Annotated in this window: 20 protein-coding genes; 15 read left to right on the top strand and 5 right to left on the bottom strand. The window is 35.2% G+C overall.

Translation table 11 applies throughout. The features are described 5' to 3' along the window. Positions 1-70: 70 nt before the first annotated feature. The 5 genes from BUC09_RS13960 to BUC09_RS13945 all read right to left on the bottom strand — a co-directional run bounded on the left by BUC09_RS13960 (position 71) and on the right by BUC09_RS13945 (position 3,365). Positions 71-346 (bottom strand): DUF6520 family protein, encoded by a 276-nt coding sequence (locus BUC09_RS13960; RefSeq protein ID WP_073312201.1) that lies wholly within the window; start codon positions 344-346, stop codon positions 71-73. Positions 347-460: 114 nt separating this feature from the next. Next, positions 461-1,516 carry a hypothetical protein gene (locus BUC09_RS14650; protein ID WP_143161939.1) on the bottom strand — a complete coding sequence of 352 codons (1,056 nt, stop codon included), beginning with the start codon at positions 1,514-1,516 and terminating at the stop codon, positions 461-463. Further along, entirely contained in the window at positions 1,513-1,956 is a 444-nt protein-coding gene (locus BUC09_RS14645; RefSeq protein WP_084127268.1) for a MauE/DoxX family redox-associated membrane protein, read from the bottom strand. Before BUC09_RS14645 ends, BUC09_RS14650 begins: the two co-directional genes overlap by 4 nt. A 95-nt stretch (positions 1,957-2,051) precedes the next feature. Further along, complete coding sequence (locus tag BUC09_RS13950) at positions 2,052-2,918, bottom strand: helix-turn-helix domain-containing protein (RefSeq protein ID WP_159432955.1); 867 nt, start codon at positions 2,916-2,918, stop codon at positions 2,052-2,054. A gap of 63 nt (positions 2,919-2,981) precedes the next feature. After that, complete coding sequence (locus tag BUC09_RS13945) at positions 2,982-3,365, bottom strand: DUF7793 family protein (RefSeq protein WP_035677979.1); 384 nt, start codon at positions 3,363-3,365, stop codon at positions 2,982-2,984. Positions 3,366-3,592: 227 nt separating this feature from the next. Between BUC09_RS13945 and BUC09_RS13940 the strand changes: the two genes are divergently transcribed. The 15 genes from BUC09_RS13940 (at position 3,593) to BUC09_RS13870 (ending at position 21,281) form a co-directional block, all read left to right on the top strand. Continuing rightward, positions 3,593-6,019 (top strand): aminotransferase class I/II-fold pyridoxal phosphate-dependent enzyme, encoded by a 2,427-nt coding sequence (locus BUC09_RS13940; protein WP_023579489.1) that lies wholly within the window; start codon positions 3,593-3,595, stop codon positions 6,017-6,019. A gap of 10 nt (positions 6,020-6,029) precedes the next feature. After that, positions 6,030-6,896, top strand: coding sequence for an RteC domain-containing protein (locus tag BUC09_RS13935; RefSeq protein ID WP_234972665.1), 867 nt, complete (start codon positions 6,030-6,032; stop codon positions 6,894-6,896). Between the two features lie 340 nt (positions 6,897-7,236). Then, positions 7,237-7,515: a helix-turn-helix domain-containing protein gene (locus BUC09_RS13930; RefSeq protein ID WP_023579486.1), complete on the top strand. Its 279-nt coding sequence runs from the start codon at positions 7,237-7,239 to the stop codon at positions 7,513-7,515. A gap of 293 nt (positions 7,516-7,808) precedes the next feature. After that, positions 7,809-8,498, top strand: a complete 690-nt coding sequence (locus BUC09_RS13925; protein ID WP_234972664.1) for a transcriptional regulator — start codon at positions 7,809-7,811, stop codon at positions 8,496-8,498. Beyond that, entirely contained in the window at positions 8,482-9,138 is a 657-nt protein-coding gene (locus BUC09_RS13920) for a P-loop NTPase family protein (RefSeq protein ID WP_023579485.1), read from the top strand. Before BUC09_RS13925 ends, BUC09_RS13920 begins: the two co-directional genes overlap by 17 nt. A 122-nt stretch (positions 9,139-9,260) precedes the next feature. Next, the gene (locus BUC09_RS13915; protein ID WP_051364347.1) at positions 9,261-9,632 is read left to right on the top strand and encodes a hypothetical protein; all 372 of its coding nucleotides are present in this window, start codon (positions 9,261-9,263) and stop codon (positions 9,630-9,632) included. 196 nt (positions 9,633-9,828) lie between these two features. Beyond that, positions 9,829-10,704: a DUF3347 domain-containing protein gene (locus BUC09_RS13910; protein WP_023579483.1), complete on the top strand. Its 876-nt coding sequence runs from the start codon at positions 9,829-9,831 to the stop codon at positions 10,702-10,704. 105 nt (positions 10,705-10,809) lie between these two features. Next, positions 10,810-11,061 carry a heavy metal-binding domain-containing protein gene (locus BUC09_RS14870; RefSeq protein ID WP_023579482.1) on the top strand — a complete coding sequence of 84 codons (252 nt, stop codon included), beginning with the start codon at positions 10,810-10,812 and terminating at the stop codon, positions 11,059-11,061. A 90-nt stretch (positions 11,062-11,151) separates the two neighbouring features. After that, complete coding sequence (locus tag BUC09_RS13900; protein ID WP_023579481.1) at positions 11,152-12,441, top strand: efflux RND transporter permease subunit; 1,290 nt, start codon at positions 11,152-11,154, stop codon at positions 12,439-12,441. A 1-nt stretch (position 12,442) separates the two neighbouring features. Beyond that, positions 12,443-14,380 carry an efflux RND transporter permease subunit gene (locus tag BUC09_RS13895; RefSeq protein WP_023579480.1) on the top strand — a complete coding sequence of 646 codons (1,938 nt, stop codon included), beginning with the start codon at positions 12,443-12,445 and terminating at the stop codon, positions 14,378-14,380. Continuing rightward, positions 14,367-15,620 (top strand): TolC family protein, encoded by a 1,254-nt coding sequence (locus BUC09_RS13890; protein WP_035677971.1) that lies wholly within the window; start codon positions 14,367-14,369, stop codon positions 15,618-15,620. The genes BUC09_RS13895 and BUC09_RS13890 overlap by 14 nt, the downstream gene beginning before the upstream one ends. Positions 15,621-15,622: 2 nt before the next feature. Beyond that, entirely contained in the window at positions 15,623-16,867 is a 1,245-nt protein-coding gene (locus BUC09_RS13885) for a heavy metal-binding domain-containing protein (protein WP_023579478.1), read from the top strand. A gap of 2 nt (positions 16,868-16,869) precedes the next feature. Continuing rightward, entirely contained in the window at positions 16,870-18,090 is a 1,221-nt protein-coding gene (locus BUC09_RS13880; protein ID WP_073312198.1) for an efflux RND transporter periplasmic adaptor subunit, read from the top strand. A gap of 28 nt (positions 18,091-18,118) precedes the next feature. Further along, complete coding sequence (locus BUC09_RS13875; protein WP_073312197.1) at positions 18,119-18,673, top strand: AAA family ATPase; 555 nt, start codon at positions 18,119-18,121, stop codon at positions 18,671-18,673. 73 nt (positions 18,674-18,746) lie between these two features. Continuing rightward, positions 18,747-21,281: a heavy metal translocating P-type ATPase gene (locus BUC09_RS13870; protein ID WP_073312196.1), complete on the top strand. Its 2,535-nt coding sequence runs from the start codon at positions 18,747-18,749 to the stop codon at positions 21,279-21,281. Positions 21,282-21,293 lie beyond the last annotated feature (12 nt).

The raw sequence follows: 21,293 nt of genomic DNA, 5'->3' as shown, positions 1-21,293 counted from the left end.
AAAGTAAAAAACAATGCAGTCTCATTAAAGACTGCATTGCATTTTCACAACCATTAATAGTATTAAAAAATTATGGTTTGTACAGCGGGATTACACAATTACCATTAGTATCCTTTGCCCAAAGGCGTGGTGTGGCAACACCTCCGCCAACGCGACAAAATGAAGTTCCACTTGTTTCACACATATCAGCAGCCTGACAAGGATTACTTTGTGAAATGAAATGGTACCCTTGTACTAAAGCCACTGTTTTAGATTTGGTATTCATGGCATTAGTACTAAATGCGCCAGTCAAGGCAACCGCAATGGCAGCCATCGGCAAAATCATTTTTAAAAAATTGCTTTTCATGATAATTAAAATTAAAAGTGATGATTTACTCTTTTTTACAGGTTTTCAATCTTACCCCTGATACTGGCCGGTATATTTTCAAAAGTTGTTTTATTTTTTAATTGGTTTAAAACCTTATAATAAATCTTTATTCAGTTCATAAGAAACAAGTTCGGTACCAATCAGGGCAAACAATCGATTACCATAAACCATAAAGCTTTTCATCTTTTTACCGTTACTGTCATATACATAAAAGCTTGATAGGTAAGTTGAATCAGCTATATTGTAAACATCAATAATACTGGCATGTTTCCATATTTCTAGTGATTCATATTTCCCCAACAAAGCAGAGTTTACAAAAAGTAAATTGTTGGATGTACTACTTGTTTTATTCACCACAAGGGGTGGTGCGGCAAAAGTTCTCTCTCGTCGGTTCTTGATGTACGCTATTTTTAACTGTGCTTTGCTAATGGTATCTATCGTTTTTCCTCTATACTTGAGTTTAAGATTAGAATCGGCTACAATAAATTGGTTTCGGTAACGGTATAAATAAACGATTTGTTTCATTTTTGAATCATAGTTCAAAACACCATCGGTATCAAAAACACCGTCAATTTGTTTTTGTAGTAAGTCAGTTCCATAAACAATACTATTGGTATCAGTAAGGTTAAATTTCCCAATTATGTTTTCACCAACAGTGCTCTGTCCTCTAAATACAATACTTGTCGAATCCATAATTTCAGCTTGAGAAAAATTAGTTGTTCCTTTATACTTAAGGAATGCTTTCCAGTTTTTCGTTTTTCCTTTGTAAATACAAGGAACTGTACCATCCAGAACATAAAAGTAAGGGGGAGTTACTTTAACCTGTACCGAACGAAAGGGCAGGGTAGTATCATTAAGAGTAATGGTATGATATTCTCTCGTTTTTAAAAGAGTATCAAGAACCATTATCTGTAGAGGAGTGGTAGAATTTCCTAAATAAATTCTACCATTACCGGTACCTGCAAAATAGTAAGAGTTATATTTTATATCGGTTTGATAAGAAGGTGTTGCCAACATTTTTGGAAAACGACGCACAAATGTATTGTGGTGATGCATAATACCTTCAGACAAAACAAAAAGTAAGGTTACGAATCCCGTTGCTAAAAACAGGCAGAGTAATAATACGGAATATATCTTTCTCCATTTCATAATAGATCGGTTTTAGGGTTTTGCTTTGTAAATATCAAAATAGCGGTTACTGCCAGTAATACAAAAACAAGGTTAAATACCAAATGTTCCGTCCAACCCATTTTTTCAAGTATCCCACCGCAGGAGCAGGGTACAAACGAGCTGAAATTCAAAATGATTACGATATAAACCGTGAACATAACCATCAAGGTAAAGGAGGCAATAAGACCTAATAATCTTGATTTTGGAACAACCAAAAGAGACACGATTAGTAATTCAAAGACAGGAACACCCCAAGCTACCCAGCCTGCAAAGGCACTAAGTAATGGTGATTGCCCTATTTGAACTTGAAAGTTTTCAAAATCAAGAAGTTTACTAACAGCTGCATATACAAATAGAAGTATGTATAGTAAACAGACAATCTCAACAAAAATCTTCTTTAATGGGTCATTCAGTTTCATAGCATTAACTGGTTTAGTTTAATGATGTAAAATTCTGAAATACAATTAATAAAGGCTTTGCAATTCGGGACAACAACTTATCCAAAAGGGAGAAATTACAGGTTGTCGTTGTCTCTCTTTAAATCGTTGGGTGAGTAACCGTATTTTTTCTTGAAGGCTTTAGAAAAATTGGGATAGGTATTAAAACCATTCATGTAAGCAATGCTCTTTAGTGGCATATTGGTTTGCTCAATAAGTAAGTGAACTCTTTTTAGTCGTTCGTCATTATAAAACTGATAGATACTGGTATTAAAGAAATATTTAAAAGCTTCTTTTAGCTTATGTTCATTGGTTCCAAAAATTTTGGAAAGCTCTTTAAGAGAAGGAAGTGGGTTTTCTAAATTCGATAAAATATAATCATATACCTGCTGCATTAATCGGGCATCGTCCCGTCTCGTTTTAGGTTGTCTGAAAGCGGAATTTACATCCTCAGAGTTGTTATCACTCTCTGTTGAATCAGCAAGAATGGAATGAATAATAAAACGGTTTTCATTGGATATTTTCGATATGCTACTAAACAATGATAAGACTTCCTTTTGGTCGGAAGTAAGATAGCACAAGGAAAGAGTAGAAACCTTTTCATTAAGTAAGATGGTTGGCAATAATCTGTCAAAATTCTGAGAAGAACTGTCCGTTAAAATTTTTACAAATTCCAGTCCTTCAAGTGAAGTTGTATCGTAATTTAAAACGAGATAAGTTTCCGGTATTGTACTGTGAATAATAAAGTTTTCATCAACAATGAAACTCAAAGTGTTAAGGCTTTGTTGCAAATGATGTGTATTGATATAGCCTTTGGGAAACAGCGTTTCTTGCATTTCCTCGGCTACCATATTGATAAGAACTGCTAAAGATTCCAGTTCATCATCTTCCTCAGTTCGAACTATCCGCTGACTAAAATTACCACTGGCCATTTCAAGTAACATTTGCCGGATACTGTGCATTCGTTTCTGATTGATTTCCCTATGCATACACGCTTTAAAATTTAATTATAAATAAGATTTCAGGAAAGCTAACGCTTGTTCTTCATCAGTGAAAAATAAAGTGGGAATAGTGGGTTTGTTTATCCTTAGATAAAAATCTCCCATAGTTTCAGAAACTTGCGGATTACCAAGAATGGCAACAGCTTTAGTAAGTACCGAACCAAATTGAGCCAGGTAATCCCTACCGGCTTTGTCCGAATCTTTTACACCTCTGATATCACATAAAACAGGATAAGTTGTTTTGTTTTGAAATTGGATTCGGTCAGACACGACTTTTCGGGCGACAGTTAAGGAAATAACGGTCTCCGGCTTATATTCAAAATAGAGAATGCCGTGCGCTATGCAAAATCGTGCATGCGCATTTTCGTAACAATCATGAGCTGCATTCATGATGTATTAAATAAAATGATACAATGCTGCAAAAATAAAAATAATACTGAATTAAAAAACCTACAAAACAAACTAATTGTCCCTAAAATCAATTAGTGTTTGTCAATTCGGGAATATGAGTTGTCAAAATAGGAGTAAGCACAATTCGCTGTAAAACACACCAAAATTTATCTACAATTTTGGCGCCTTATTAACTCAAACGTAACCCACTACTAATCAAAACAGAAATGGCTAAAATTAAACACAACAACTTTATCGACACCGTAAATAGTGTCATTTCGGGAGCAAAAAATGAAGGAGTACTTCATTTGTATGCCGAAGATTCCTTTTTTAACGGTAGAACATTGCAAATACAAGGAAAGCAAATGTATCATTTCGGAACTACCGGTTACCTCGGTTTAGAGCAGGATGAAAGAATTAAGCAGGCGGCAATAAACGCTATTCGAAAATTCGGTACCCAGTTCCCGCTTTCCAAAACATACATTTCAAATCCATTGTATGCCGAATTGGAAGCTAAAATTGAAAGGATGTATGGTATAACGCCTGTAATTACTAAAAACAGTACACTAGGACATTTGGCGGTTATCCCAACAGTAGTTCGTGACGAAGATGCTGTTATCTTAGACCATCAGGTACATTGGAGTGTACAAAACGCTTGTCAACAACTCAAACTAAGAGGGATTCCCGTAGAAATGGTTCGTCATAACAACCTTAATATGTTAGAAGACAAAATAAAAGAGCTAAGCAACAGAAACGGAAAAATATGGTATATGGCCGATGGTGTATATTCAATGTTTGGCGATTTTGCACCAATCCCTGAATTGATAATGCTTACACAAAAATACACTCAGCTACATTTATATTTTGATGATGTTCACGGCATGAGTTGGAAAGGGAAAAATGGGACAGGCTATGTTTTTGACTCATTTAATCAATTACCAAACAATGTTTTAATTGTTTCAACTTTAAGTAAAACATTCGGAGCAAGCGGAGCAATGTTAATTTGCTCAGATGGAAAGTTAAGAGAGAAAATCAAAAACTTTGGAGGACCACTAACATTTTCCGCACAATTGGAACCCGCTTCACTAGCCGCAGCTTCTAGCTCTGCCGATATTCATTTATCACCCGAAATCACAGTATTGCAAGATGAATTAACAGAAAGAATAACATACTTCAATTCATTATTAGAAGAATCAAATGTGCCGCTAATCGTGAAGAATGATTCCCCTGTTTTCTTTATAGGAACGGGCATGCCGGCCACAGCTTATAATCTTACTCAAAAGCTTTTCAAAGAAGGCTTTTTTGTGAATCCGGGATTGTATCCAGCCGTTCCGGTTAAGAACACTGGTATTCGCATAACGATATCACGACACAATCAGAAAGAAGATATTAAAGCTCTTGCAGATGCATTGCAATTTCATTTTCCAAAAGCTTTGGAAGAAACCGATAATAGTCTGGAAAAAATCCAAAGAAGTTTTCGACTTGAAAAATCATATCCTAAACTCAAAAAGGAAAGTACCAATTCCGGTTTGTTGAAATTTCAGTTTGAAACATCAATTCACAACATAGATAAATATTTTTGGAATAGTTCACTGGGAGGCCAAAGTGTTTTCGATTGGGAAGGAATCTGTTATTTAGAAGAAACTTTCAAGAACAATCCGAATCCACAGGACAACTGGGACTTTTATTACTGCATTATAAAAGATACCGATAGTACACCAATCCTCGTTACTTTCTTTACTTGCGCACTATGGAAGGATGATATGTTGTTACCGGAATCCGTTTCAAAACAGTTGGAGGAAAAACGAAAATCAAATCCGATGTACCATACTTCAAAAGTACTGAGCATGGGATCGTTATTTACTGAAGGAAAGCATTATTACTGTAATAGTCAGCATCATTTAAAAAGTGAAGCAATCAAATTATTGCTTTCAAAAGTTGATGAGTTATACCATGATATAAATGCGGATATGCTGGTATTTAGGGATTTTGAAACGAATAATAATTGGAATGGTGTGCTACACAATCAAGGCTTTGTAAAAGTAGATATGCCGGAAGCTTGCACAGTAACCAACAACACTTGGTCAACGATTGAAGATTTTACTAAGAAGCTGTCACCTCGTTCCAGAAAACATTTTAATAAAGAAGTTCATCCTTTTGAATCCTGCTTTGATATTCAGGTTAAAAGTAGTCTGTCAGATTTAGAATTAGAAAAAGCATACAAGCTATATACGAACGTAAAAGAGAATAATTTTGCTATAAATACTTTCACTTATCCATTAAGTGTATTCAGGAAAATGAGCGAATATGCTTCATGGGAATATATAATACTATACTTAAAAGGAAAGGAATCCATAGAACCTGAAATGGTGGGTGTGGTATTCGGGTATAAAAATTTAAACAGAACTTACGTTCCAACGCTAATTGGTATGAATTACAACTATGTTCAGGAATTGAATTTGTACCGTCAGTTATTGTTTCAGATTATTAAGAGAGCCAATATTTTAGGCATTTCAAAAATAGATTTTGGCTTTTCGGCCACATTCGAAAAACGAAAACTGGGAGCAGAAATAACACCTAAAATTGCCTACATACAAGCCAAAGACAATTACTCATTCGAGGCATTAAACAGTTTACAAAACGAAATAAAGTAACAAACCAACAATGCTCACTATTAGCCAAACACAACAAATGAAAACTATTACAGCACAAATTACAGATTTCAACCAAAAGTGCAATGCCATTTTAGAAACAAACGAAAACCATTTAAAGAAAGCAAACGAAGGTATTCAGTTATGTAATAGAACACTTTCGGTTTTAAAAGATAAAGTAGAACAACATGATTTTGAAAACGTACCGGACGAAATCGAGTTCTTCAAAAATCATAAACCCATTCCAATGAGTTATCTCATTTATTTTACGGAAGTTAGGTCTTGTGAGCTGCGCATGCCCAAAGCAGGTACGTCATATAAGATTGAATTTCTTCAAAAGGAGTTAAAAAAAGTCAATAAATTTTTCTGTAAAAATGCTGATTTTGTGCATTATATGGAACAGGGCTACAGTTACCTGGATCATCAGTTTTTCACAAGGAATCAAAGAGATAATTTCCCATTTACCCCAATGACCGACTACTACCAGTTTCCTGAATTTTCCACTGCTCAGGATATGCTTTGGTCTAAAGTAAAAGCGATGTATCGGTTCATCCACTACATCAGGGAAGCACTGAAAAAGCTAAAAGTGAACGACGCGGAGATTTTTCAAGAAAAAAGGCATAAGGTCTTGGTTTGGACTGCTCCAAAAACGGCCTTGATTGAGCTTATTTATGCTCTTTATTCAAGTGGAGCGTTGAATCATGGCGCAGCAGATATTAATACCATTACCTCATCTTTCGAAGATTTTTTCAATGTGAAGCTTGACAACGTGTACAAAACCTATAACGAGATAAAAGAAAGAAAAAGTAGTAAAACCAAATTCCTTGAAGAATTAATGCTCAATTTGCAACATAAAATCAGTAAAGAAGAAAGTGTTTGAGGTTTCGTAGGTAATCGTAACTACGAAGTCTAACGTCTTTTAATTGTTGGTTATGAATTGATTACGATTTTTAAAATCCGAAAACTGAATCCGAATTGGTAAAAGAATACCAATTCGGATTTTTTGTTGGTCGGTAAAAGCAATACGATTAAAAAAGTTTGATTTCAATTGTCTTGTAAACAGGCATTTTTTAGCGTTTTGATGTTAAATTTTCTCGTAACTACGATAAGCATTGGGAAAAGAAAAGAATAAAATACAACAATTTTGCCCTGTTCGAACAAAACAAAACAAGTAACAAGAAATGACGTCATTCAAAATCGTTTAACATTTAAAAAGCAATATGGCAGCAACAATTATTACAACCGAAGATTTAAGAGAATTCAAGAAAGAACTATTGGAGGATATTAAAAAGTTATTGGATGTCAAGTCCACATCCGCTTCAAAACAATGGTTAAAATCAAGCGAGGTTAGAAAACTACTCGGTATTTCCTCCGGCACACTCCAAAATTATAGAATCAACGGAAGCCTTTCGTATACCAAAATCGGCGGGACTTTATTTTATTCGCACGATGATATCGAAAAGATACTTTCACAGAATAAAACGAATTCAACTAACTAGCTAATAGCCCAATGTTAGGGCATATATGGCATGACAAAATCACAAGCTAAAAACTTAGCAACTCAGAACCTTAGTAACTCAGCAACTCAAAAATTATGAATTACATAAAACACCTCACAGCTTATTTCGATAGGGTGGTAGACGACCATTCCCTAAACCCAACCCACATCAGCCTATACATTGCACTCTTTCAGTTCTGGAACCTTAACCGGTTTCAGAACCCCATAAGCATCACTCGCGATGAGGTCATGCGAATCAGCAAGATATGTTCAAAAGCCACCTATCATAAATGCATGCGAGAACTACATGATAAAGGCTATGTTATTTACGAGCCCTCCTATAATCCATTTAAAGGAAGTATGCTTCAAATGGTCAATTTATCTCATGAACTTAAACCAATAAAGCGAAGCGATAAAACCAATTCAAAAAGTAAACAAGTTATTGAACAGGAAGTAAACAAGCAGCAAACAAGTAGTGAAACAGCTACTGAACAAGCGCTGGTATCTTCTATAAACAATATAAACAGTACAAACAATACAAACATTTTAAACTTGGCCAAAAGCAAAAATGACTTAAAAAAAGACGAGTTCAAAAATCAGTCAGGTGATATTAATTGTCATCCTGAGCATGCCTGTACTGAGCCAAGTCGAAGTGTCGAAGGACCAAAAAAAAAGTTGCGCGAAAAAAAAGGTGAAACAACAGAGAACACAATCCCACCACAATGGCAAAGTGTAGTACAGTTTTTCAGCGAATGCAATGTTTCCGAAATCGAAGCGCAGAAGTACTACAACCATTTTCAAAGCAATGGCTGGCTGGTAAGTGGAAAGTCAAAAATGAAAAACTGGAAAGCCGCTGCGAGAAATTGGATGCTGAACAGCCAAAAATTTAACTCAAAAACCAATCGTCATCCTGAGCTTGTCGAAGGACCTAAACCAAATCATCTTCACACAGTAATTCAGAAAAATTATGCAGAACCACTATAGTTTTACCAGCACGTTCGTTGTAAAAAATAATTTTAGAACGTACAATTTAGAACAATGTTTTAGATACCTTGAGCAGCAAGGGAAACAAACCTATGGACAAAGCTTCAAAATATACGAAGAGGATAAACCGGTTATTTGTAAGTTGCTTATATATGCAATCCAAGATACCGAAAATGCTTTGAAGTTAGGTTTAGATCTTAACAAAGGAATCATACTATCGGGTCCCGTTGGTTGTGGAAAAACATCAATCATACACCTGATAAAACCGTTCGTACCATCCAAGTATGACTACAAAATAAAATCGACTAGGGAAGTTTCCTTTGAATTTGCAAAACGAGGTTATGAGGCTTTAAATTTATATACTCAAAAAGCGACTAATCAAAACCGTTTGACAGGTTATTGTTTTGACGATTTAGGAGCTGAACAGCAAATCAAGCACTTCGGTAACGATTGCAATGTAATGGCAGAAATACTCATAAGTCGTTATGAACAGTTTGTCGAGAATAATACAGTAACGCATATAACTACAAATCTCTCTGCCTCAGAAATTGAAAATCTTTACGGAAACCGGCTTAGAAGTCGTTTAAGAAGTATGGTAAACCTAATAACTTTTGACAGAAATTCAAAAGACAAACGTTGAAAGTACTGTTGAATTATTCATAATAGTGATTATAGGTAGAATAAAGAAGAATGAGTTTTTTTGCAATTATTTAATACAAATTGGTTTAAATTTCATAAATTTGATTTTGTTATTTAGTGCAAATGAAAAAGTTTCATATAGTTTTAATCTTTGTGTTGGGCATTTTTTTTATGCCTAGTGAGGTTTTTGCGTGCAGTAAGGACAATCCAAAAACAGAAAAATCTTGTTGCGATAAAAAGAAAACAGATACTAAATCTGAAAAAAAATCTTGCTGCGATAAAAAAAATAATTCTGAAAAAGGATGTGGTGGTAAATGTGGTAATTCAAATTGTACATCTACCTCCACAGTACATTTTAGTGTAGTTACTTTCAACGACATTGAAATCAAAAACCGTCTTTATGTTATAAGTGATAAAAAACAAAACTTTTTTCACAACGAGGCCAATATTTCTTCTGGCTTTTATTCTTTATGGCTTATCCCTAAAATAAGCTAAATTTCTTTTTTGATAGCCACAAGTGCGTCAATTCTATAGCAGCATTGCTATTCCAAATTCATTTACAGTTTTTTTTTTTGTTCTAAAACAATCTTTTATCGTTTGTTTTGACTTAATCAAGCTGTATTCTCTAATTAAATCAATTTTTAAATTGAAACATTGTTTGCTAAAGCACTGTTTCTAAAATCATAATTCAATGAACAAATCATTTATAAAAGCAATGGTGATATTGACACTATTGCTATCAGCGGTTGTGTCTAATGCTCAAATTAGCAACGCCAAAACAGAAACCGTTAAGGTATATGGAAACTGTGGTATGTGTGAGGCAACTATCGAAAAAGCAGGTAGTTTGAAAAAAGTAGCAGAAGTAGATTGGGATCAGGATACGAAAATAGCCACATTTACTTATGATGTCAAAAAAATATCACAAGATGAAATACTAAAAAAAATAGCATTAGCAGGATACGATAGTGATAAATTCCTTGCACCTGATGATGTTTACAATAACCTTCATGGGTGTTGTCAATATGATAGGGTTGCTAAAGTTGCTGTAAATGAAACAACTACTGCTATGGCATCCAATGAAGACCATTCATCTCACGGTAATCATAATGAAGCATCAGTATCTGAAAATCAGAAAGAAAATCATTTAAAAATAGTTTTTGATAATTACTTTATTGTTAAGGACGCTTTGGTTAAGTCTGATGGTAATGCAACGGCTATAGCTTCCAAAGAATTATTGGCTGCAATTAACGGTGTAAAAATGGATAAGCTGGAAATGGATGTGCATATGGTATGGATGAAAGTTGTAAACCAATTGAGAGAAGATGCGGAACATATTGCAGACACTAAGGATGTAAAACACCAACGGGAACACTTTATGACTTTATCAAAAGACATTTATACTTTAATCAAAGTTTCTAAAAATGAAACTCCGGTGTACTATCAGTTTTGTCCAATGGCAAATGATGGTAAAGGGGCAAATTGGTTAAGTAAAGAGAATGCAGTCAAAAATCCATACTATGGTTCAATGATGTTAAGTTGTGGTAAAACTGTTGAAACAATTAATTAGTTTTAAAACTGTAACGTTTTAATTTATAATTAATTATACAATTAATTGTACATGATTATTCGTACTTTTAATAATAAAAGTAATACATAATCTAAATCTAATAATATGAAAAAAATAATCTTTTCTGCCGTTCTAATGGCATTCGTAATGACTTCTTGTAACCAAAAAAACAAAGAAGCTGAAACTAATAATTCAGAAATGATGAGCCATGACTCCACCATGGTGGATCATAATTCTAAAACTATGGAAAGCGATTCAAAAATGTATGCCTGTCCAATGCATCCGGAAGTTACTGGAAATAAAGGGGACAAATGCACAAAATGCGGTATGGAATTGACTGAAGAAGTCACAAAATAGCTCGTAAATTAATACCATTAGTTAGATAAGAATGTCCTGCAAATCTTCTGGAATTTTGTAGAACTTCCTGACTAATAAATAATAAACAGTATGGTCGAAAAATTGATTTCATTCTCCTTAAAAAACCGTTTTATAGTGCTGCTTGTTGCAGCTGGACTATTTGGTTGGGGAGTTTACAGTGTGCAACAGAATCCTATTGATGCCATCCCTGATTTATCAGAAAACCAGGTTATTGTTTTTACGGAATGGATGGGAAGAAGTCCGCAGGTAATAGAAGCACAAGTGACCTATCCTTTGGTTTCCAACCTTCAGGGGATACCAAAAGTTAAAAACATACGTGGTGCCTCCATGTTTGGGATGAGCTTTGTATATATCATTTTTGAAGATAATGTAGATACCTATTGGGCAAGAACCCGAGTATTGGAAAGACTAAATTATGCACAACGTCTACTTCCACAAGACGTTGTTCCAACATTGGGTCCTGATGGTACAGGAGTTGGCCATATTTTTTGGTATCATTTAGACGCCAAGGGTATGGACTTGGGAGAACAAAGAGCTTTACAAGACTGGTATGTGAAATTTGCATTGCAAACAGTTCCTGGTGTAGCGGAAGTAGCTTCTTTTGGTGGATTCGAAAAACAATACCAATTGGTTTTAGATCCGCTCAAAATGCAATATTATAATGTCAGCATGATGGAAGTTATGAATGCCGTAAAATCAAATAACAATGATGTTGGAGGGCGAAAATTTGAAATGAGCAATATGTCGTATATCGTAAGAGGTTTGGGATATATCAAGAATATCAAAGATGTAGAGAATATTGCCATAAAAAATTACAATGCTGTTCCTGTGCGGGTAAAAGATATTGGTTCAATACAAATGGGAGGTGATTTACGATTGGGAATTTTTGATGAAAACGGAAAAGGAGAAGTTGTTGGTGGAATTGTAGTAATGCGTTACGGAGAAAATGCCGACAAAGTAATAAAAGCGGTAAAAGAAAAAATGAAAGAGGTCGAAAAAGGGTTACCGGAAGGGGTCTCTTTTAAAACTTCGTATGATAGGAGTGAACTGATAGAAAAAGCCATTGCATCAGTCAAAGGAACGCTAATTGAAGAAATGATAGCAGTATCACTTGTTATACTCATTTTTCTTTTCCATTGGAGAAGTGCCTTAATTATCCTTATTCAGCTTCCTATATCTGTAGCCGTTGGCTTTATTTTACTTGAGGCTTTCGGCATCTCTTCCAATATTATGTCATTAACGGGTATTGCGCTGGCTATCGGAGTGGTTGTCGACGATGGTATTGTAATGGTGGAAAATTCATATCGAAATATTTCGGAGAAACAGGAAGAAATGGCTAACAATAAAGAATCCGTTTAAGATGAAAGAGAAACTATTAAAAATATTCAAAAAAGAACAGGATCCATTATCTTCAGAAGAGAAACTCAAGATAATTGAAGCATCATCTAAATTGGTGGGGCCAGGGGTTTTTTATTCAACAATCATTGTAATTGCCTCTTTTTTACCGGTGTTTCTTCTGACGGGAATGGAAGGTAAATTATTTAGTCCATTAGCGTATACAAAATCCTTTATTCTTATTGTCGATGCTTTTTTGGCCATCACACTAACACCAGTGCTAATCAGCTTCTTACTCAAAGGAAAACTTCGTCCGGAAGAAAAAAATCCAATCAATAGCAAACTGGAAGCAATCTATACGCCAATATTAACCTTTTGTTTAAAATGGCGTAAAACAATATTGGGTTTCAATATTGCGGCATTACTGATTGGCGTGTTAATGTTTACCCGTTTAGGGTCGGAATTCATGCCTCCGTTAGATGAAGGCTCTATTTTATTTATGCCGGTAACATTACCGGATGTATCAAATTCTGAAGCAAAAAGGATTTTGCAAGTACAGGACAAACTAATAAAATCAGTACCAGAAGTAGATCATGTTTTAGGAAAAGCGGGTAGGGCAAACACAGCCACCGATAACAGTCCGATAAGTATGATTGAAACTATTATTTTGTTAAAACCCGAAACGGAATGGAGAGAGGACAAAACAAAAAATGATATTATCACTGAAATAAATAATAAACTGCAAATTCCTGGAGTAACAAACGGTTTTACACAGCCTATTATCAATCGTATCAACATGCTTTCTACGGGTATTCGAACGGATGTTGGAATAAAAATTTACGGTGCAAGTTTAGATACAATCGATGTTTTATCTCAAAAAATCAAAAAAACATTGGAGGGTACTTCAGGAGTAAAAGATTTATATGCAGAACCTATCACAGGTGGTAAATATATAGATATTGAAGCAAAACGAGAAGTTATTGGTCGATATGGACTTTCCATTGATGATATCAATAATGTTGTCGAAGCGGCTATCGGTGGAATGAAACTGACTACAACCATTGAAGGAAGACAACGATTCTCTGTAAATGCAAGATATGCTCAGGAATATCGAAATAGCCTTGACGCTTTAAAAAAATTGCAAATACAAACGATGCAATTTGGTCCAATTCCGTTGGAAACGGTTGCTGATGTAAAGATAAGTGATGGACCACCAATGATAAACAGTGAAAACGCAATGCTTCGAGGTAGTGTATTGTTTAATGTTCGTGAACGTGATTTGGGCAGTACGGTAAAAGAAGCACAGAAAAAATTAAATGCAATGATGACTAAAATGCCCAAAGGATATTACGTGGAATGGAGCGGACAATGGGAAAACCAAATCAGAGCTAACAAAACATTAAGTCTGATATTGCCTATAGTGGTCGTTATTATTTTCCTTATCCTATACTTTACCTATCGTTCCATGAAAGAAGCCTTAATCACCATGATAACCGTACCATTTGCATTAATTGGTGGAATTTTTATGGTCTATTTTTATGGTATTAACTTGTCTGTAGCGGTAGCTGTCGGGTTTATTGCCTTGTTTGGAATGGCCATAGAAACGGCAATGCTAATGACCATTTATTTAAATGAATCCATGAACAAAATGGTGGAGAAATACGGAAATAGCAATGAGGTTATCACCGAAGAAATATTGAGACAATATATTATTGATGGATCAGCAAAAAGGTTACGACCAAAACTAATGACGGTTTCCGTTTCATTATTTGGTCTGATTCCTATTCTTTGGGCAACAGGAACCGGAGCCGATGTAATGCTTCCTATTACTGTTCCACTTATTGGCGGTACAATTACGTCCACTATTTATGTTTTATTAGTAACACCAGTTGTTTTTGAAATGGTAAAACTCCGCGAGCTAAAAGCAAATGGTAAAATAGAAATTTTAGATGCTAAAGAATAAGTATTATATCGTAATAGGTTGTTTGATTTTAAGCCTCACTTCAAGTAGGGCTCAAACACTTTCGTTGGATGAAGTTTTGAAGAAAATAGAAACTGACAATCCGCAATTAAAAATGTATGACGCTGATATCCAAAGTATGGATACAGCTGCAAAAGGTGCTAAAAGCTGGATGCCACCACAGGTCGAAACAGGTTTTTTCATGACACCTTACAATTCTAAAATGTGGAAGGCTGATGAAATGTCACCCGGAATGGGGTCTTATATGTTGGGAATCACGCAAATGATACCGAATTCCAGAAAGCTGAATGCCGATTTTAAGTATATGAACGCAATGTCTTCCGTGGAAAAGGAAAACAAAAATTATACGATTAATCAGCTCAATGCTTTGGCAAAAACAAATTACTACCAATGGATTGTACTGAATAAGAAAATAAAAATTGCCAATGATAATTTATTGCTTTTGGACTACATGATTAAAAGTATGGAGATACGCTATCAATATAACATGGACAAACTACCAACATATTACAAAGCAAAATCTCAATACAGTGTATTACAAAGTATGATTGTCATGCTGCAAAATGACATAGCACAAAAACGAATTATGCTTAATATGCTGATGGCAAGGGATAAAAATACCCCATTTGATATTGATTCGGCATATAAATTAACCGATTTTAATCTGATAAAGACCGATACAACGCTGCTTTCCCAAAACAGAAGTGACATTAAAGCTATTGAAAAAACAATGGCGTTAAATCAACTGAAAATAGAAGCCGAAAAGACAAAGTTTTTGCCGGAGTTTGGAGTTAAATACGACCATATGTTTGCTTTTGGACAGCAACCCCAGCAATTCTCTTTAATGGGAATGGTTACCATTCCAATGCCTTGGTCAACCAAAATGAACAAAGCCAACATTAGTAGTTTTCAAATTAAAAATGAAAGTCTTAATTGGCAAAAACAAATGATACTGAATGAAGCGTCGGGAATGATTTCAGGAATGCAAACGGAACTGACAAATCTTAAAAAACAATATGATATAGCTGAAAAAAATATTATTCCGGCCTTGCGTAAAAACTACGATACTGCCATTATTGCCTGGCAAAATAATACGGGAGATTTGTTTGTTGTACTCGATGCCTGGGAAGCGTTAAATATGGCACAGATGGATTCGTTAGATAAATTACAAGCTATTTTGGCAACACAGGTTGAAATTGAAAAACAACTGGAAACGAAATAATTATGAACAGATATTTAAAATACAGCTTAATAACCATTGCGATTGTAACGATTGGGTTTGCAGTCTATTATTTTGCAACCAAATCGGATAACCATTCCAGTCACGAACAACAAGCAGTGGTTTATACCTGTTCGATGCATCCGGAAATTATTCGGGATAAACCGGGAAATTGTCCTATTTGCGGTATGACTTTAGTAAAAAAGATTACAAACAATCATACAGAAGAAAACAATTCAATCGAAAATGTTTTAAAGCCAACGGATAATTTTATTGTTGGAAATTATCAAACCACAATGGCAAAAGATACAACGATAAGCAATGTAATTAATTTACCTGGGCTTGTGGCATACGATCCAAATTCCTCCGTAAACATCGCGGCAAGAATAAGTGGAAGAATTGAAAAAATGTATGTGAATTACAAATACCAAAAGGTCACTAAAGGTCAAAAACTGTTTGATTTATACAGCCCCGAATTACTTACGGAACAGCAAAATTTCATTTATTTAATTTCAAATGATGCTGCTAATACTTCCATTGTTGAAGCTTCAAAACAAAAATTAATGCTCTACGGAATGAGCGGTAATCATATTAATTCCTTAATGGCAACAAAACGGGCAAATCCCGTAATTTCAATTTATAGCCCTGCTTATGGCATAATTGACGCGACGGAAACAATGGAGGTCAATAGTAATACAATGTCAAACGCAAGTGCTACTTCCGAAATACTAAATGTGAAGGAAGGAAACTATATAAAAAAGGGCGAAACTGTTTTTAAATTAGTGAATACCGATAAAGTATGGGGTGTTTTTAATGTTTTACAAGGATATAACGGATTACTAAAAATGAATCAACCCATTACCATTACTACAGAATTAGATGAAAATAACAGCATCAATGCAAATATAAATTTCATAGAAACGCAGTTTAACGCATCTGATAAATCCAATAGGATTCGGGTGTATTTAAATAATGCTAAATTAAAACTACCTATTGGTTTACGTTTGCAGGGTAGCGTAAAAACTAACCCGATTAAAGCGACTTGGTTACAAAAACAGGCATTCGTCAGCATTGGTAACAAGAAAATAGTTTTTATAAAAATGAATAACGGCTTTAAGGCAAAAGAAATAAAAACGGGAATTGAAATGGGAGATTATATTCAAGTCATCAACGGAATTTCCATTAAAGATACTATAGCTAAAAATGCACAGTATTTAATAGACAGTGAAAGCTTCATTAAAACCGAGTAAGAATGAAAAAGATGATAAACCGCAGTATTACAGTACTATTAGTATTCATGATGGTAATTGCATGTACTACTAAAAACAAAGAAGACCATTCAGGACATGATATGGGGAAAGAAACTACTTTCTACACGTGTTCCATGGATCCACAAATAAAGGAAGACAAACCGGGAAAATGCCCTATTTGTCACATGCCTTTAACACCAATAAAAAACAACGATACAGAAGCAAATGAAATAAGTTTAAGCAAACAACAAATACAACTGGGAAACATTACCACGCAAACTATTGCAGCAACGCAAAACAGCTTAGAACAAAGCTATACGGGAGTTTTAACCATTAACCAAGAAAAAATCAATACCATTTCAGCAAGAGCAATGGGACGAATTGAAAAGCTTTATTTTAAAACGATTGGGGGATATGTGCGTAAAAATGATGCTTTGTATTCTTTATACAGTGAAGATATCGCCATAGCCAAGCAGGATTATTTTACGGCTTACAAACAACTTTCCATGCCGGGTGATTTTGGGAAAAATGCTCAAAATATGCTAAATGCGGCCAAACAAAAACTTTTGTTCTTCGGATTGTCGAATGCACAAATCGAGAACATAAGAAACAGCAAGGTAATTTCACCGTATACAACTTTTTACAGCACAACAAGTGGTTATATTTCAGAAATAATAGCCACAGAAGGAACTTATATGATGGAAGGTTCCCCTATAATAAAATTGGCTGATTTAAGTAATCTTTGGCTCGAAGCACAAGTAAACGTGAACTATTCAAAAAATGTTAGCCTTGGACAAAATGCCAAAGTTTCTTTTACCGATTTCCCCGATAAAACAATGAACGCGAAAGTTTCTTTCATCAATCCCGAAATCAATCCGGATACCCGACTGCTTTTAATCCGATTGCAAGTGCCAAATAAAAATTTGGAATTGAAACCCGGAATGCAGGCAATGGTTAAGTTAAACCAATCAATTAAAAAAGGGATTTTTATTCCGGTAGATGCGGTTATCCGAGAAGAAAATGCCTCTTACATTTGGATTGAAAAAAGTCCGGGGATATTCGAAAACCTTATGGTGGAGACAGGGATAGAAAGCAATGGACTGATTGAAATTAAATCAGAGATTGATGTTTCAAAAAAGATTGTAATTACTGGGGCTTATGCCATAAATAGCGAATATAAATTCCGAAAAGGGACTGACCCAATGGAAGGAATGAAGATGTAGGTCTTTTGTAAGAATCCAAAATGAAACTATGGAAACTAATATTATAAATACTCCGCAAAGAAAAACAAATTGGTATGTCATTACAGGTGGTCCAAGCTCGGGTAAAACCACCACTGTCAATTTACTGAAAGAAAGAGGGTACATAACAACTTTTGAGCATGCGAGACATTATTTAGACACGCAACGACTAAAGGGAAGAACAGTTGAAGAAGCAAGAAAAAACCAAAGAGAATTCCAATTGGGAGTTTTGGATATGCAGATTGAACAAGAAAATGAAATTGCACCAAACGTTCAGGTATTTCTTGATAGAGCAATTCCGGACGCTCTTGCCTACTATCGTTTTTTAAACCTATCGGTAGATGAAAAGTTAGCTAAAGCACTACAAATGGTTTCTTATAAAAAGATTTTTATTCTGGATTCCCTTCCATTAAAAAATGATTATGCCCGAAGTGAAGATGAACAGGCACAAAAAAAAATTCATGAGTTAATTACCGAAGTTTACGAATCCTTACCCTTTCCGGTAGTTCATGTTCCGGTTCTATCGGCTGAAGAAAGGGTAGATTTTATTTTGAAAAATCTTTAATGATGAAAAAAAATAAACATTACTAAAGCTATCCAATAATTTATAAATCCCATTATTTTAAACAATTAAACTGATGACACATACGTATAATATAGCTGGCATGACATGTGATAACTGCAAGTCAAAAGTAGAAAATGCATTAAATACTATTGATGGGGTTGAAGCTACAGTTTCCTTAAACCCACCGATAGCCACTATAACTATGGAAAAGCACATACCGACGGAACAGCTTCAGCAAGCGCTTGCAATTGCCGGTAACTACACCATAACTATGAGCAATTTAGCTCATAACCATCAAACATCCGAAGCCGCGAGAGAAAAAGTATCTCTTGAACACCATACTCATCATTCCAAAATGACAATGGCAGTTTCCGGAAATACCAAAGGGAAATATTATTGTCCGATGCATTGCGAAGGAGATAAAACTTATGACAAACCAGGTAATTGTCCGGTTTGTGGAATGAATCTGGAAAAATTGGTTGAATTGGATACCATCCCAAAAATGTATACCTGTCCGATGCATCCCGAAGTTATTAAAGAGGGGCCAGGTTCTTGTCCTATTTGCGGAATGGATTTGGTTCCGATGGAACCAACGGATACTGAAGAAAACAGAACCTATCTGGATTTGCTGAAAAAAATGAAGATTGCCACGCTTTGTACGGTTCCGATTTTCATTATCGCCATGATGGAAATGCTGCATAACAACCCGTTGTTTCAGATAATGGACAGCAGCAAGTGGAACTGGGTGCAATTTCTGCTTTCGATTCCGGTTGTATTCTATGCAGGTTGGATGTTTTTTACCCGTGCATGGAAATCAATAATCACATGGAATTTGAATATGTTCACGCTGATTGGAATAGGAACCGGAGTAGCTTTTGTGTTTAGTATTGTAGGGATGTTGTTTCCGAATGTTTTCCCGGAAGAATTTAAAACCGAACACGGAACTATTCATCTTTATTTCGAAGCAGCAACAGTAATTATCACGTTGGTCTTGTTGGGACAACTATTAGAAGCTAGAGCGCACAGCCAAACCAGCGGTGCGATAAAAGAGTTATTGAAACTGGCGCCCACAGAAGCAACTTTAGTGGAAAACGGAAAGGATAAAGTCATTTCCATTCATGATATTAAGAAAGGGGATTTATTACGTGTAAAACCCGGAGACAAAATTCCTGTTGATGGGAAAATCATGGAGGGCACAAGTACTATTGATGAATCTATGATTACCGGAGAGCCCATACCGGTAGATAAAAAAACTGGAGACGAGGTAACTTCCGGTACTATAAACGGAAATAGATCTTTTGTAATGGTTGCCGAGAAAGTTGGTTCAGAAACACTATTGTCGCAAATTATTAAAATGGTTAATGATGCGAGTCGCTCAAGAGCACCAATCCAAAAATTAGCCGATAGTATTTCAAAATACTTTGTCCCCATTGTGGTAATTATTGCAGTACTAACATTTTTCGTTTGGGCAAAATTCGGACCTGATCCGGCATTAGTTTACGGTTTCATCAATGCGGTTGCAGTCTTAATTATTGCGTGTCCTTGTGCTTTAGGACTAGCAACGCCAATGTCAGTAATGGTTGGGGTAGGTAAGGGAGCACAATCAGGTGTTTTGATAAAAAATGCAGAAGCGTTAGAAAACATGAACAAAGTTGATGTTTTAATAACCGATAAAACTGGGACTATTACTGAAGGAAAACCATCAGTAGAAAAAATTTATGCATCTAATAGTGACGAAAATAGTTTATTGCAAAATATTGCTTCTTTAAATCAATATAGCGAACATCCATTGGCACAGGCCGTTGTAAATTACGCTAAAACAAAAAACACTTCTTTGATCGAGGTTAAAGATTTTGAAAATGTTACTGGAAAAGGAGTTGTTGGTACAGTAAACAGTAAAATAGTAGCATTAGGAAATAAAAAGCTAATGGAGCAAGTGAATGTAGTTGTTTCGGATGACATAGAAAATCGAATTATAACCGAACAAAAACTAGGAAAAACAGTATCCTATATAGCAGTGGATAATATAGCAGTCGGTTTTGTATCGATTACCGATGCTATTAAATCATCTAGTGCAGCAGCGATTAAAGAACTAATGCGCCAAGGAGTCGAGGTAATTATGCTTACAGGCGATAATGCTAATACTGCTAAAGCTGTAGCCGATATACTGCATTTAAGTTCTTTCAAAGCCGGTTGTTTACCAGAAGATAAACTTAAAGAAATTAAGCGATTACAATCCGAAGGCAAAATTGTTGCAATGGCAGGCGACGGAATAAACGACGCACCAGCCTTAGCGCAATCCGATATAGGAATTGCAATGGGAACCGGAACCGATGTAGCCATAGAGAGTGCTAAAATTACATTAGTAAAAGGTGATTTGCAGGGAATCGTAAAGGCTAAAAATCTAAGCCATTCCGTGATGAAAAACATCAAGCAAAATTTATTCTTTGCTTTTATATACAATGTATTGGGAGTACCTATTGCAGCAGGCGTTTTATATCCGACATTCGGAATTTTATTATCACCCATGATTGCCGCATTAGCAATGTCTTTTAGTTCTGTATCAGTAATTGCAAATGCCCTGAGATTACGAAATTTAAAAATTTAAAAACAAAAACAA

The organism is Flavobacterium terrae (genome assembly GCF_900142035.1).
In the GTDB taxonomy this organism is placed as follows: domain Bacteria; phylum Bacteroidota; class Bacteroidia; order Flavobacteriales; family Flavobacteriaceae; genus Flavobacterium; species Flavobacterium terrae.
Note: the sequence above shows the minus strand (reverse complement) of the source record. Positions and strands in the feature narration are given on the sequence as shown.